Raw genomic sequence first — 14690 nt, 5'->3', positions numbered from 1 at the left:
CATTCTCCTACTACAGTATAAGCTTTTCTCTTCTTTGATTCATACCCAAAAAAATCGCCTTGATTTTGTCAAGGCGATTCTCGAAATTATTTTGCAAACACATGTTTACCAATTTTAGTGATGGTCGTACGTGAGAAAATCCATGTATCTGTCACACCGCTAGGATTATAGTAATAAGTTGCACCGAGTGATGGATCTGAACCTTTAACAGCAGCCTTCACTGCCTGGTACGCTGAAGCATTCGGCTTAAATCCGTACTGTCCATCATTTATGGCGGTAAACGCATTCCGCTGGAAAACAACATTGTATGTACTGTTGGGAAATGCTGACGAGTCCATGCGATTCAAGATGACAGCTGCTACCGCTACTTGTCCTGTATAGCTTTCTCCACGTGCCTCGCCGTTTACCACGCGCGCCATGATGTCTAGTTCCGTAAGTTTTGCCCGCGTCAATGGACCGGTAAAGCCTGTAGCCGGCACATTAAAGTCACGTTGGAACTGGATGACTGCATTTTTTGTTATAAAGCCATAATAACCTGTAGCTGTGGTATGGAAGTAACCCAATTTTTTCAAAGTTGACTGGAGTTCGACCACATCTTGTCCAGAAACACCTTCATGTAAGTCTGGAGAGTGTGCATCTGCGGTGGTTTGAGAAAAACTTAAGAATAGAACTGTAAATAAAGCGAATATCAATAATTTTAACTTCTTCATGCTTTCTCTCCCTTCTATTCCAAGAATCAACAAAAGATTCTTTTTAATAGTATATAATTGGAATTGCAAGAATTCAATCCCTCGTACTACTTAAATTCTGATGATAAAATGACCAAAAGTAATATTTTGTTGTCTTACAGTCAAAAAAGCGGATCTTTTCATTGAAAAAATTGGGCATTTCCACTCATAAAAAAGAAAGAAAACAGAATTTTTTATACTCTAATCAACAGTTAAAAAGCCGCCAAGCATTGCTCGACAGCCTGAATATAAGGGTGATCATTTTCTTTCGTAATGAAGCTGTGCAAATTGCCCATACGATTTCACCGAATTGAGTTTTAAATGCGTTTTAAAATCAAGTTCTTGAAACAATGGAATCCCTTTACCGATTAACACGGGAGCAATAGAAATGATCCATTCATCAATCAAATTTTCTTTTACGAAACCATGTAGCAAGTTGCTGCCGCCAATCACCCAAATGTCTTTTCCTGGGTTAGCCTTCAGCGCTTTCGCGAAACTGGCAATGTCTTGATCCATGAACTTGACAAACTCATTCTCTTCAACACCTGAAGAAGTAAAAACATAACGGGTCATATCCTGATGAGGAAATTTGCCGTTTTCAGCTTCCATTACCCAGTCGTAGGTTCTGCGTCCCATGACTACCACATCAATTGTTTTTAAGAACTCAGCATAGCCAGCGTCGCTTTCTCCTTCCACTTCGAACAGCCATTCAAGAGAATCGTCTTCCGTTGCAATATACCCGTCCAAACTAGCCGCAATGTAACATATAATTTTCCTCTCAGCCTCCACAGTCGTCTTCCTCCTTAAAGGATTTTCGCTGAATTTCATTAAAAATGGCCTCAGCATAAAACTGAGACCACCTTCTCATTTATTTTCTAACTCTGCAATCGCTTTATGTGTTTGAGGAAATCCATTTGCCTGCCATTCAGAGCGATAGGCAGAATCCAATTGAGTCAACCCAATTTCCGCTTCGTCCAGATCAGCATTGACGCTTTCTTCATGATCCACGGTCACACTATTTCTCATATCATTGTCTTCGTAAACCCAAATTTTCTTAGCCCGATTCTTTTTATAAACAGTCAATAACAGAATGCTGCTGGCCATTAATGTGCCCGTATAAATAAAATTTTTCGTTATATTCTTTTTCATTGGTATCCCTCCGGTTATCTTCATCATTTCTATTCTCTTCAACTCCCTTTTTGCTGAAAATTAATCATCGGTGTCTGGCAGAAGGCCGAGTTTCGACGGCGCAGTGTTTATTTGGTAAAGTAAAAGAAAGAAATTGACGGGAGGCGTTCAAGTGAAGAAGATTGTTATTGTTTCAGACACACATATTCCATTCCGCGCCAAGAAATTGCCTCAGCAACTACTGGAGGCATGCCAAGAAGCTGATTTCATCATTCACGCAGGCGACTGGCAGACACTGGATGTCTACCATGAGCTGGCGGCATATGCAGAAATCGACGGCGTAACTGGCAATGTTGATCCTCGGGATATTCTCGAAAAGTTCGGCCGGAAAAAGATTTTCACTTTCGGAGATTTAAAAGTTGGTGTGGTTCATGGTGACAGCGACCGGAAACCTACTGAAAAGCAGGCTTATGACACCTTCACTAATGACGATGTTGATATTATCATTTTTGGCCATTCCCACACACCCTTAATGCGCGAAGTGGACGGAGTGACATTGTTCAACCCCGGTTCCCCTACTGATAAGCGCCGACAAGCCCAATTTTCCTTTGGCTTACTGGAAATCGGTGATTCCTGGGAATTGAAGCATGTATTTTTTGATAGAGAAGGTTAGCTAAAAGATGGACAGTCAACGAACAACCTGTTTTGCAAGATCACTAAGAAGGAAAAAATTGCTCGTTGCAACTGATTTCCGTTCTCTTCTCTAAAAATCCTTGAACCATTAACCAATCGTATTCAAGCAATGCTACAAAGAAAAATCAGACCTAACTCAAAGAGGGTCTGATTTTTCTTTGCATTCTTTTATCAGTACAAACCCAAGTTGCTTTAATGCCGACTCCAAGTTGGCTTCAATCAACACATCTTTCAATGCATCGGCAAAATGAGGGACTTTCAATGCCATGAAGGGTTGAATTCCTGTAATGACTGGCGTTACTCCGATTACTTTAAGAATATTCACGAGCTTCAGCAAGTATTCCCCAACGACAGAGTTGATTTGTAAAACTCCAGATACGTCAATAATTAAGTATTCCATCGGCTCTTTACTGCATTTCTCAAGCACATGATCGATAATGACCTGAGCGCGCGGAGCCGTAATCTCTCCAATCACCGGTACGATAGCTACACCTTTTGTTACTGGAACGATTGGTGCAGTCAATGTTTGGATTTGTTCATTTGCTTTTTCAAGTTCCAAAACGTAGGTCAACAAGGTCGACATCATTTCAAAAGTAGAAAGCTGTTCTTTGGTAAGCCCGTAGTATTGGTCATCCAATCCACAAATAGTGCCATAGATAGCCCCGTCATTGTAATAAACCGGAACTCCAACAAATGTGCCATGTCTGTAATTCGCGGCAATCTTCATTGAACGGGTCAACTCATTTTCCGAAACATCTTCTATGACCAATGCCGTAGGGCCGTGATTGATGCTCAAGCTGCAGAAAGATTGAGAAAGTGGCATCGAACTGCCTTCTTTAACCAACTCTTTATTGGCGTTGTGCACTTTAACAATCTGATTTATTTGACTATCATTTTTAGCGATAAACAAGGAATTGATTCCAATTTGTTTGCTCAGCAGTTGCAAAATGTATGCGGCAGCTTCATCGAAGTTCTTGAAATCCCTTGCATTTTGAGTGTTTTCCACTGTCATTTTCCCATCCCCTTTATCCACTCTCTATTTGATCTGCTTTCTATGATAAATTTTAGAAGTTCAAAATTGAGAAGAAAAAACGTCTCTATTTCGCTGTTTCCATCAGTGACAGTAATTTGATGTGGAGTATGTAAAAGTCGATTCTTTCCTTTCATTCATAATATAAAATAAATAAAACAAAATATATCTATACTCTTACCTTAATTATACAATTGAAATCTCTTACGTTGCATTCAATTTACATAATATTTCGCTCTTTTCCAGAAAAGGTTCATCTTTGTTTTTAAAAGGGTATATGAATAACAATAGCATGTGGAGGTGGCAAAATGGTAAATGAACTGGATATTCTTGTATTAGAACAATCTGATACAATGATTTATTTTAGATGGACAGCCACAGAAGATGTCTGCCGAGTAAAACGGGACGAGCACATGGTTTATACCGGCACTCAGAATCTGTTCAAAGATGAGGGTTTGAAGAAAGGCGAGTTGTATACGTATACCCTTGAAAGGCTGGATGCTTCCGGAAATTGGACAGATAAGATCAAGCTCCATACCGGAACGGAAAACCGCAAACCGGATAGTATCAATCGCTTGGAAGAAATTGTTTTAACCGCCATCGTTTCAGAAGAACGAATATCTTTGGCCTGGGGAGAAATTGAAGGCATCACCAAATTCGATGTTTATCGAAATAGCCAACTGATTGAGACGGTTGACAGCAACCAATACACTGACCGGCAAGTTCCAATGGACCAAGAATTCACCTACTGGATTCGTGGAAAACGTCCGATAGCAAAGTCTGAAGAACGTTTCAGCGAAGAAAATTTCACGTTTGCTAAGATTTTTGGATCATTGAGTTGGAACTCTTCGAAGCAAAAAGCGGCAATGGAAGAGTTTTGGTTGACCAAAAAATTGGCTTCCTTGGATTCCCTGCTGTCTGATGTGGAAAAGCCAAAAATATACCCAGTTTGGCATTTCCGCTACCAAACCTTCTTACCTGAATTGATATTGAAAAATCCGAATCTACTATCGCCTTTCCCTTATTTTCAGGGTGACGGCAGAGAATTTGATCCCGAATCGCTGCATTACCGGACACGAGTCAATTTCACTGTCGACTTAAAAGAAGAGAAGTCATTATTTTCTTATGATAAGGACGTTGGTCCAACCATCGGCTATAACTGGCGAAAAAAATTCAGTAAAGCAGATGTCGCTTCTGCTGAAGGAATCGAATTGGAAAAAATTGAGGAAACAGGCCATAAAGTTTCCATCACTCTAACACACGGTGTCGGAAATCCAATTACTACCTCACCGAATATCGATTATAAGGTGTCAGCCGCCTTTTATCGGGACGGCAGTTATGACATTATTGGGATGCATGACCAATCTCCAAATCATGAAGTATACTTGGATTTTGGCGATAATGGAGAATGGATGGAAATTCATCAGACCGAAAGTGAAGGACTGGCTTATATGGCAGGCCCGCTTGCCAGCCAGTATTGGCGCATATCCAATTTCTACTGATATTCTTTGATTTTACTTATCCATCAAGAAATCCCGAACCGGAGCAATTCCAGATTCGGGCTTTTTTGGTGGTGAGAAAAGGGATATTTTTTTATTTCTTCATTCTTTGTCCAGACTCCAGCGCCCAGCTCTTCGGGTCATAAGCCACTCTGGCTGTGTGGCAAAGTACACCACTTCGCCAGATCGTCTTATGCCTGTCAGAGCTACATGGGCGCTTGCGCTTTTCTTTGTCCAGACTCCAGCGCCCAGCTCTTCGGGTCATAAGCCACTCTGGCTGTGTGGCAAAGTACACCACTTCGCCAGATCGTCTTATGCCTGTCAGAGCTACATGGGCGCTTGCGCTTTTCTTTGTCCAGACTCCAGCGCCCAGCTCTTCGGGTCATAAGCCACTCTGGCTGTGTGGCAAAGTACACCACTTCGCCAGATCGTCTTATGCCTGTCAGAGCTACATGGGCGCTTGCGCTTTTCTTATTTATCTAAAAATCGCTTGCGTATGTGAGGCGGCGGCAGCATGCAACTGTCCAGTTTGCCAAACACTTTGTAACGATTTTTAGCCACTATATCGTATGCACCATCTCGAACTGCTCGGGGAAACGGCTTTAAATAATACGCCAGTTTCCAAAGACCCGTTAAGTGATTTGAAATCATCAAAGCACCTTCAGACTTCACATATGCTTGTCCATCCTTTATCAGCACTAAACTATCAACGTCTTCCGGTACCTTATATTTTCTTGAAAGTTCCTGACCAATCTCACTTTGCAATGAAGCAAATTGATAATAGCCGGCCGGATCATGATTTATGATAAACTGGACGCTTGAATCGCAAAAATTACAATCCCCATCGAATAATACGATAGCATGTTCCATAATGGTTTCCTCCTTCGAAAAAAATAGTTCTGTTATGTAAGTATCCTCTTTTGTCTTTATTGAAACACCTCTTCAGTTGAAACTGTCCCTTGATGGAAAAAAAGTTTCCACCCATTCTGACGTTTTTTCCAGACAGAACTGCGGTTTGTCAGTTTTCCCGTCTTCACGTTATGGAGTAGGTACGTGGTTAAGACAGCGGCTGGTCCTAGCTCATGCAAGGCAAAATGCTTTATTTTCATTGGGTCCGGATTCAAAATATGGTCTTCATTATAATGCGATCGCTTGATGACTCCACCAGAGCTTCCAAATTCAAAAAACTCATCGTCGAGCACTTCGTCCAGCTTTTCCATCGAGACCCTGACCTCCGGCTGGAGATGACTGCATTCCAAGTCATAGATCTCTTTAGTTAGTATATCCATGCCCATTCTCCTCTTTTGTTATTTCCCGGGAAATACGAAATGTCCCCCTAGCCCGGAGGCAGGAGGAGAATCAAAACTTATTTATCATCTTTAAAGAAATTCTGGGAATCTTCATTCGGCTGATCTTGCGGAGTATCGGATGACCCAAAATCTTCCACATCCCCGAAGCTGTCTTGGTAATCCCTGATGGCATTGTCTTCCTTCTCAACCGGCTGCGCTGTAGAAGCCCGCAGCACATCTTCTTCCGGTGGCCGGCTTTCAAGATCAGGGTTTTGATCAGCGTGATCGATGCATGTCAACGCTGTTGGCAATGCTTCTAAACGTTCAAACGGAATATCTTTTCCGCAAACTGAACATGTACCGTATGTCCCTTCTTCAATTGCTGCCAAAGCGGCTTTTGCCTCTTCCAGTTCCTCTTCTTTAAACTGAGTCATTGCCATGCCGCGCTCCTGATCATATAAATCAGTGGCATTGTCAGCGGGATGGTTATCGTAATTTGAAAGCTCGGTAGACTCGACCTCTTCTGTGTGTTCAACACGCACTTCCAACGATTCTACTTGTTCTTCCAGTTGTTTTTTTAGCTGTTTCAATTGTTCATCTTTCATCTGATTTCCTCCTCAAAAAAACTCACTTGTTCTTTATATTGCCTTTATCGAGGAAATCAAACCTGTGGTATACTGAACGCTGCGTTCCGTCGTTTAAAAATCGTCGAATCGGTCCAGTAGGCTCAGTAAATAATCGTCCAATCGGTGACGCACCAACTCATCGGACAACCCTGTCATGCCAAAGACTTTCCACCCTGGATAAACAACAGGCGAACCATCAAGCGTATCCGTCAGCGAAACAAGATCCCAATACGGATCGTAAATGAACGAACTACCCGCATGTCGCTGATAAGCCGCTAAAAAATCGTTGGCGACAGAAATTCCGTAAAGCTGAGCTAAATTGACTCGGCAATGCCCGACATCGATTCCTGCAGGCCCCCGACAAGCATTCACCCAGTCTACAATAGCGCTGATTTCGCCATTTTCAAACAGCACATTAGCTGGATGAAAATCCCGGTGAATAAAACATTCCCGAGCGTCTGGACGGCTTCCCGCTACAATATAAAAAGCGCGCATCCAGTCATTTTGCACTTTAGACCATTTTGGCTTTCCCAACAAAAACGCATCATTGTAGGAAAAGTACTCGTATGGAAAGTCTGCTGGTTCGGTTTGATGGAGTCTAGCTAAAGCTGCAGCCAAGCCCTCCAGCCAATTGTCGTCATTGACCGGTTGAAGCACTACAGATCCAGACATTTTAGTCATCAAAACTGCAGGCATTCCGCTCCTGTCACCTGTCTCATCGTATGCAATTAAATGAGGGGCCAGAAGACCAGCCTGTTCAGCCAATTGCAGACTATCTGCTTCATGCTTTGCTAAATCAGGTTCTTTCTCCAGCCAATCCGCTTTATGAAAAAGCCGAAGAACGTAAGAGTATGCGCTTCCATTTTCTTGAACAGCCAGCTCAAACAAAGTGGAAGAAGTCCCGCCTTCCAGCGGCTTGACGCTTGTTATCTCTGCTGTATCTCCAAGTTGTGTTTTTACCCATTCCACAGATTGCGCCTGCAATCCGGACCCTTCGTTTCTAGCCATCCTTGCCGCTCCTTTCTGACTACCTTTTAGCTCTAGTGTACCATGAACAAATAAGGATTCCATAATTTAGGAATGAGGCAAATAAGCTGAAAAACAGAAATTGTTCTTCTCTTAAGAGTTCTACTTCAACAGACCTCCAAACAAAAAAATTAGACCTTTGGTGAAAAATACACGGTTTCTATACAAGTTGAACTAAAGAAATAGCTTTTTCAGCTCAATGAGGGTGGGCAAACGAAGTCGCTCCAGCCGGATACTTTGAACCCACGTCCTGTGGGCCCGAAACTGGAGCTAGTTTGCGGAATATCAACATACTGGAATCACTAGTTCAACTTATGCAGCTTTTCAATTTGTGTACTGATGTGCTCAATCTTGCAATGATTGTGTACCGCCTCACCTTTGCCTATGCCTCCTTGCTGTTATTTCGCAAAAAGTGACTGATTGACAACGAATAGCAAGTCTTATACGATAGATAAGGAAAAAATAAATAACCCGGCAACGGGAGAGGTTCATAGCATTTCACCCTCTATAAAAAACTATGGATTGTCGAAATTCAGCCAAATCCACATGCGATTTGGCTTTTTCTTTTGTCCGTTTTTTATAACCCTCTTCCAAGCCGGCTATCTAAAGGAGGCCATTTTCATGGCAGGAAGAAACGAAGACACACTCGATCACTTATCATTGCTCGGCAATCAAAACACCGCGTATAAATTTGAATACGATCCAGAAATTTTGGAACCGATCGACAATCTGCACAGCCGCGATTATTTTGTGAAATTCAATTGTCCTGAATTCACTTCTCTTTGTCCACAAACCGGACAGCCAGATTTCGCTACCATATACCTGAGCTTTATTCCCGATCAAAAACTGGTAGAAAGCAAATCACTGAAGCTTTATTTATTCAGCTTCCGTAACCACGGAGATTTCCATGAAGATGTGGTTAACATCATTATGAATGATTTAATCAAATTGATGGATCCTCGTTATATTGAAGTATGGGGAAAATTCACGCCACGTGGCGGCTTGTCGATTGATCCTTATACAAACCATGGCAAACCAGGAACAAAATACGAAGAAATGGCATCGTACCGGATGATGAATCACGACATGAATCCTGAAACGATTACCAATCGATAAGGAGTTTAGCATATGTTACTTTATTTGAATGGTGCATTTGTCGGCCTCTTGATCTTGTCGAATATTTTAGCGGTCAAGTTGTTCAGCATTAGTGAGTGGGCCGTTTTGCCTGCTGCTGTCATTGTCTACGTCTTTACGTTTCCTATCACCGATACGATTGCTGAAGTATACGGCAAAGAGGCTGCAAGGCAAACCGTTACGGCTGGATTCGTCACACAGCTTTGTGCATTGGCCTTCATTTTCTTCGCCATTCACCTACCGGCTGCTCCGTTTTTTGCAGATCAGGAATCATTTGAAGCTATTTTTTCCGCAGGCTTCCGCGTCACCCTAGCGAGTCTTGTTTCTTATTTTATTAGCCAGAACCTGGATGTCACTATTTTTCATAAGCTGAAACAGCGGCATGGCGAATCTCGGTTGTGGCTGCGCAATAACGCCTCAACGATGGCCAGCCAATTGGTAGATACCAGTATTTTTATCACCATTGCTTTTTACGGCACTATGCCTACCAGTGCATTGCTCGGTATGATTGCCACCCAATACGTATTTAAGTGGTTAGTGGCTGCGGCCGATACGCCATTTGTTTATTTGCTGGTCAAGTTATGCAGACGCGAACAGCTGTCAGGCAAACAAATTTATGGACATCAAAAACCGGAAGCTCTCGAGTAGAGCTTCCGGTTTTTGTGGTTACATGAATCTATGAGAGCAACTGCTTAAACCCTTGCGCGTGCTTTTTGTACGCGTTCTTTTACGCCTACCTCAGCATTAACCAAGATCATATCCGCCACAATCGGCAAATGATCAGAAACCGATGTTTCAATAACTGCTACCTGAACGACATCCACTTCACTATCAGCTAAAATATAGTCGATCCGCGTCGCCGGCCAGAAAACTTCATCTGTCTCTTTGTTCACGTAAGTAGAAGGATATGTGTAGGCATCCCCTCTTTTCATTTTTAGGAACGCGTCTCGGAAATGCTTGTTCAACTTTTGCATGTAGGCATTAGAGGAAGAGGCATTAAAGTCTCCTGCAATGATCCGAGGAAAATGACTTTTTCCTGTAATTGCCAAAATTTCATCGACACTGACGGCTAGTTCTTCATCCTTTAAAGCCAAATGAGTATTGAACACGCTCAAGTAAATACCATCGACCTCAATGACAGTTTCTAAAATCCCTCGCTGTTCATTGTTGCCAAAAGGACAATACACCTGGGTCAGCAAATGATTATCTACATATTTGATTGGGTACTTGCTTAAAATCATATTGCCGTATTGGCGATTCGGCCGTTCCGAATCTTCAGGCGCAAAATTCATGTTGGCGCCATAAGAAGCGTACATGCCAAGCCTTTCGCTCAACCACTCCACTTGGTCAACAAACGAACTGCGGGCAGAAAAATAACGGTCAACCTCTTGCAGGGCGACGATGGTAGCACAAGAATCCTCAATAACTTCAGCGGTCTTTTCCAAATCAACTGTCCCATCCATCCCTAAACCATGAGCAATATTAAACGACATGACTTTTACAACCGGTGCCTTCTTTTTCTTCCCGTGCATGCAAACCTCTCCTTTTCGATTAAAACGAATCGTTGGCAGCTGCTTTAATTGCTTTCAGTATAACAAGCACTCATGAAGTTGCCATGACGAGGGTGTAAATAATTGTTAAGGGTTTGTAAACAGAAAAGCGGAAGCAGCCGTGTAGATTCGACGGGCATAAGACGCTCCGGTGAAGTGGCGTGTTTTCAGCCGCACAGCCGGAGTGGCTTATGACCCTAGAATCTGGCTGCTGAAGCTGGACATCGCGAAAAGCGGAAGCAGCCGTGTAGTTTCGACGGGCATAAGACGCTCCGGTGAAGTGGCGTGTTTTCAGCCGCACAGCCAGAGTGGTTTATGACCCTAGAACCTGGCTGCTGAAGCTGGACATCACGAAAAGCGGAAGCAGCCCAAAAATGGAAGCTAACCTAAGAACGCGACATTCTGCCGCACCGGTTAGCTGGCCTGCAGGATGCAGGCCCTCAAAAGATGGAATAATATTTTTACAGAATGACTACTAGAGATTAAAGCTAAAAAATTCATCTTTAATTCAAATAAAAACCAGATTACGTAGCTTAGTTAAGTGTTATGCACGCTTCAGAAAATTTGCGCACGCTCCATTAGATTTACGCACGCTCAGCGAAACTTATGCACGCTCAAAAAAGTTTACGCACGTTCCAGAAAATTTATGCACGTTCAATGAAATTTACAGGCTCTCAGCAAAACTGTCTCCCCTTATTCTAGTTAAATCCAAACATAAAAAAAGCAAACAGTCTGTTTTCTCCGGACTGCCTGCTTTCAACTACATGCTCTGTTATTCTTTCTGTGACGTATAGCTAACAATTGCATCTCTCAGGAATTGTCCAGCTCTTGGATGTACTTTGTCGTAATACGAAGCAAATCGCTCGTCTGCCACATACATCTCTGCAAGACCCCGGTGTGCTTCCTTGCTGTAGGTTGGCCACGTAAAGTCCAACCACTGACGATGCAAATCAGCTGTTTGTTGGGCCACAACGCTCGATGGATCATTTGTTTTTACAGCATCTTCCAAACTGGCTAACACTTGCTGTTCTAGGCGTGTGAATTCCAGGTATTGCTGCTCACTCATATTCAGCATTTTAGCATTGGAATTGTCTACTAGATCATCCCCGTATTTGCTGCGTATTTCACTGCCATACTGCTGTTCATTATCATTCACAAGATTTTGCTTAAAGCCCTGGAATTTCTCTTTATCAGTCATGATGCTCTCTCCTTCTTTTGTGGAAATGGTTTCTTCCACATTAGTAATCAGGAGGTCCAATTGCATTCGCTTCGCAAGAAGTTTTTCACGATGCTCCTCCAAAGCACGGGAGCCGTCGAAATTGGGATCATTTACAATGTTTCTTATCTGTTCGAGCTCCATTCCAAGTTCACGAAAAAATAGGATTTGCTGCAGCTTGTCCACTTCTTGCTGACCATAGATTCGGTAACCCGAAGAGCTTTTTCTTGCCGGCTTCAATAAATCAATTTCGTCGTAATAGCGCAGTGTACGTGTACTGATTCCGGCCAAGTTCCCCAATTTTTGTACGGTATATTCCATACCTCCACCTCCTGATAAACTCATCATATACCTTGACGTTGCATCAAGGTCAAGTGGTTCCATCAAGTTAATTGCTGTTCAGCAAACTCACGGTAAAGCGAATGGGAAGCTGTCAGTTGTCGATGTGTGCCAATCCCTGTCACACACCCTTTTTCAATAAAGACAATTTTGTCCGCATCCACAATTGTTGATAATCTATGGGCAATCACTAGAGTTGTCCGCCCTTCCATCAGGCGGCTTAACGCCTGTTGAACAATGCCTTCTGACTGACTATCCAGACTTGCAGTCGCTTCATCCATCATCAGAATTTTCGGATCACGCAGAAAAGCTCTTGCAATGGCGATCCGCTGACGCTGACCCCCTGATAATTTGACGCCGCGCTCTCCGACTTCTGTATCTAATCCGTCGGCAAAGGCTCGGATAAAATCTTCCGCATAGGCCATACGCGCAACTCGCCAAAGTTCTTCAGCTGGAATCGTTCTCGAATCCGGCAGTCCATATGTTAGGTTTTCCCTGATGGTGCCGCCCATCATCGCACTTTCCTGAGAGACATACCCAATTTGATCCCGCCAGGAAGCAATTGAAATTTCGTCGATTGGGGTATTTCCAATTGAAATTTCGCCAGACAGCGGTTCATAAAATCGTTCAATCAAGCCAAAAACGGTGGTTTTCCCGCCGCCACTTGGTCCCGCAAATGCAATCATTTCTCCAGGTTGCGCTTCAAAGGACACATTCTCTAAGACCGTTTCTCCTTTATCATAAGCAAAGCTCAACCCGTCAAGCCGCAATGTTTTACCGGCAATATCCATATCGGGCTTTTGCTGTTGTTCTTCTAATGGCAGTTCTAAAATGCCAATGATGCGTTCTGTAGCTCCTTTGGCTTTTTGAAGCTCTGTAAAAAACCGTGCAAACGTCGCCATTGGAACAATAATCTGGAATAAATACAATAGAAAAGCGACCAGCGATCCTGTAGACATTTCACCGTTTGCCACGCGGATCCCCCCGTAGCCAATAATTGACACAATGACCACCATAACAACCAGATACATCAATGGTGCAATCAAGGCATAGATTTTCGCTTCTTTCATACCGAGAGTGAATAATTTGTGGATGCCTTGTATCCCTCTTGTTTCTTCGGTATCTTCAGCTGTCGATGACTTCATTAAACGAATCTCGCCTAATGTCTGCTGGACATGGCCGGTAAAATGGGCTGTCTCATCCTGCAGGTTTCGTGAAATCTTTGCCATCTGACGTCCAAGGGGAATCATTACTGCAATCGTCAACGGCACAGCCAGCATCATAACCAACGTCATCTTCCAGTCCAGAATAACTAAAATGATTACTGCACCAATAATGGAAATGATGCCTGTGGCAAATGACGGAAAATGATCCGTGATCAAGTTCCGCACAACGCCTGTGTCATTAACGACTCGGCTTACCGTTTCTCCACTCGAATGCTGATCGAAATAACCGACACGCAACCGAATCAATTGCGCCCACATCCGTTCTCTCAAGCCCGCCACTACCCGCTGTCCAACCATACTCAACAAGTAGATCGAAATGCCATTGATGATGGCTTGAACAATAAAAGCAACACCGATTCCAGCAATCAACGGCGCACTTAACGAGTCGAAGGAAAAACCATCAACTAGATTTTTCGTCAACAACGGGACTACTAGACCGACAAGTGTGGTGATCAAGCTGGCAAGCAAACCGATAGCCAGCGCTAACTTTGGAATTTTCAATGTCAATAACAGCGAAATGAACGGCTTCAGACCCGTTTCCTTATTTTTCTTTTTCATCGTAAAAGCCCCTGTTCTTTGAGTCGCATCAAGCGAATTTGGCGTAGATACACGTATCGGTTAAACGCTTGCCGTCCACAGATCGTTCGTCATTTTTCAAGATTCCTTCTAGTATAAATCCGAGTTTTCCAGGAATTGCCCGGCTTTTGAAATTTTCTGCATCACATTGAATTTCAAGGCGATTGCATTTCAGCGTCGCGAAAGCCAAATCAGTCAAAGCCGAAACAGCCTCTATCATATAGCCTTTTCCAGCAGCATTGGAATCCAGCCAATAGCCAATCTCCATTTTCGGCACATCCCATTCAATACTATGAAATCCGGTGCTGCCAATAAAATTCCCAGTCTCTTTCTCAAAAATCAAGTAGCGCAAAACTTCACGTTTCAGGAAATTCAAATGTGATTCCAGCTGATTGATTTCCGTGCCTTGCGGAGACGGCTCTTCCTGTGCAAATGCGAGCCACGGCTTTAAATCATCGAGTGAAGCATGGATAGCTGCATTCACTACCTGCCCGTCTCCAGGCATTGGCATCCGCAGCAGTAACCGCTCAGTTTTTATTTTAGTTGGTACTTCAGGCAAATTGATCGTCATATAGCATTCCCCTTTTTTATATATGAACTGGTTATTTAAAATGTACAATTCTGCTGTGA

Annotated in this window: 16 protein-coding genes and 1 riboswitch; of the genes, 4 read left to right on the top strand and 12 right to left on the bottom strand. The window is 43.0% G+C overall.

The features are described from left to right. Positions 1-86: 86 nt before the first annotated feature. The 3 genes from BBH88_RS01515 to BBH88_RS01505 form a co-directional block, all read right to left on the bottom strand. Positions 87-710 carry a cell wall hydrolase gene (locus BBH88_RS01515; RefSeq protein WP_065536257.1) on the bottom strand — a complete coding sequence of 208 codons (624 nt, stop codon included), beginning with the start codon at positions 708-710 and terminating at the stop codon, positions 87-89. Positions 711-986: 276 nt separating this feature from the next. Beyond that, positions 987-1517: a dihydrofolate reductase family protein gene (locus BBH88_RS01510; protein ID WP_006828146.1), complete on the bottom strand. Its 531-nt coding sequence runs from the start codon at positions 1515-1517 to the stop codon at positions 987-989. Positions 1518-1592: 75 nt separating this feature from the next. Further along, positions 1593-1877 (bottom strand): hypothetical protein, encoded by a 285-nt coding sequence (locus tag BBH88_RS01505; protein ID WP_006828145.1) that lies wholly within the window; start codon positions 1875-1877, stop codon positions 1593-1595. A 151-nt stretch (positions 1878-2028) separates the two neighbouring features. On the opposite strand from BBH88_RS01505, the gene BBH88_RS01500 reads away from it, so the two are divergent. After that, positions 2029-2529 (top strand): metallophosphoesterase family protein, encoded by a 501-nt coding sequence (locus BBH88_RS01500; protein WP_006828144.1) that lies wholly within the window; start codon positions 2029-2031, stop codon positions 2527-2529. A gap of 156 nt (positions 2530-2685) precedes the next feature. Here the strand turns inward: BBH88_RS01500 and BBH88_RS01495 are convergent, their stop codons facing one another. After that, positions 2686-3561, bottom strand: a complete 876-nt coding sequence (locus BBH88_RS01495) for an STAS domain-containing protein (protein ID WP_065536258.1) — start codon at positions 3559-3561, stop codon at positions 2686-2688. Between the two features lie 326 nt (positions 3562-3887). On the opposite strand from BBH88_RS01495, the gene BBH88_RS01490 reads away from it, so the two are divergent. After that, complete coding sequence (locus tag BBH88_RS01490) at positions 3888-5081, top strand: DUF3238 domain-containing protein (RefSeq protein WP_006828142.1); 1194 nt, start codon at positions 3888-3890, stop codon at positions 5079-5081. A gap of 468 nt (positions 5082-5549) precedes the next feature. Here the strand turns inward: BBH88_RS01490 and BBH88_RS01485 are convergent, their stop codons facing one another. The 4 genes from BBH88_RS01485 to BBH88_RS01470 form a co-directional block, all read right to left on the bottom strand. After that, positions 5550-5948 carry a thiol-disulfide oxidoreductase DCC family protein gene (locus BBH88_RS01485; protein ID WP_006828141.1) on the bottom strand — a complete coding sequence of 133 codons (399 nt, stop codon included), beginning with the start codon at positions 5946-5948 and terminating at the stop codon, positions 5550-5552. A gap of 56 nt (positions 5949-6004) precedes the next feature. Further along, a complete protein-coding gene (locus BBH88_RS01480) occupies positions 6005-6367 on the bottom strand; it encodes a nuclear transport factor 2 family protein (protein WP_040851627.1) in 363 nt (120 codons plus the stop codon). 77 nt (positions 6368-6444) lie between these two features. Continuing rightward, positions 6445-6972 (bottom strand): TraR/DksA C4-type zinc finger protein, encoded by a 528-nt coding sequence (locus tag BBH88_RS01475; protein WP_006828139.1) that lies wholly within the window; start codon positions 6970-6972, stop codon positions 6445-6447. A gap of 93 nt (positions 6973-7065) precedes the next feature. Further along, positions 7066-8001 (bottom strand): phosphotransferase family protein, encoded by a 936-nt coding sequence (locus BBH88_RS01470; RefSeq protein WP_065536259.1) that lies wholly within the window; start codon positions 7999-8001, stop codon positions 7066-7068. Positions 8002-8496: 495 nt separating this feature from the next. Then, a riboswitch (PreQ1 riboswitch) is annotated at positions 8497-8544 on the top strand. 96 nt (positions 8545-8640) lie between these two features. On the opposite strand from BBH88_RS01470, the gene queF reads away from it, so the two are divergent. Further along, a complete protein-coding gene (gene queF / locus BBH88_RS01465; RefSeq protein WP_006828137.1) occupies positions 8641-9135 on the top strand; it encodes a preQ(1) synthase in 495 nt (164 codons plus the stop codon). Between the two features lie 12 nt (positions 9136-9147). Further along, positions 9148-9801 (top strand): queuosine precursor transporter, encoded by a 654-nt coding sequence (locus tag BBH88_RS01460; protein ID WP_006828136.1) that lies wholly within the window; start codon positions 9148-9150, stop codon positions 9799-9801. Positions 9802-9845: 44 nt separating this feature from the next. On the opposite strand, the gene BBH88_RS01455 is transcribed toward BBH88_RS01460, so the two are convergent. The 4 genes from BBH88_RS01455 to BBH88_RS01440 all read right to left on the bottom strand — a co-directional run bounded on the left by BBH88_RS01455 (position 9846) and on the right by BBH88_RS01440 (position 14631). Next, on the bottom strand, positions 9846-10685 hold the full coding sequence (locus tag BBH88_RS01455) for an endonuclease/exonuclease/phosphatase family protein (protein ID WP_065536260.1): 840 nt from the start codon (positions 10683-10685) through the stop codon (positions 9846-9848). 790 nt (positions 10686-11475) lie between these two features. Further along, positions 11476-12240, bottom strand: a complete 765-nt coding sequence (locus BBH88_RS01450) for a MerR family transcriptional regulator (RefSeq protein ID WP_065536261.1) — start codon at positions 12238-12240, stop codon at positions 11476-11478. Positions 12241-12302: 62 nt separating this feature from the next. Continuing rightward, a complete protein-coding gene (locus BBH88_RS01445) occupies positions 12303-14042 on the bottom strand; it encodes an ABC transporter ATP-binding protein (protein ID WP_065536262.1) in 1740 nt (579 codons plus the stop codon). A gap of 28 nt (positions 14043-14070) precedes the next feature. Next, complete coding sequence (locus BBH88_RS01440) at positions 14071-14631, bottom strand: GNAT family N-acetyltransferase (protein WP_065536263.1); 561 nt, start codon at positions 14629-14631, stop codon at positions 14071-14073. Positions 14632-14690: the final 59 nt, after the last annotated feature.

Source organism: Planococcus antarcticus DSM 14505 (assembly GCF_001687565.2).
Taxonomy (GTDB): domain Bacteria; phylum Bacillota; class Bacilli; order Bacillales_A; family Planococcaceae; genus Planococcus; species Planococcus antarcticus.
The sequence above is the reverse complement of the archived record's forward strand: the minus strand, read 5'-3'. Positions and strand labels throughout refer to the sequence as shown.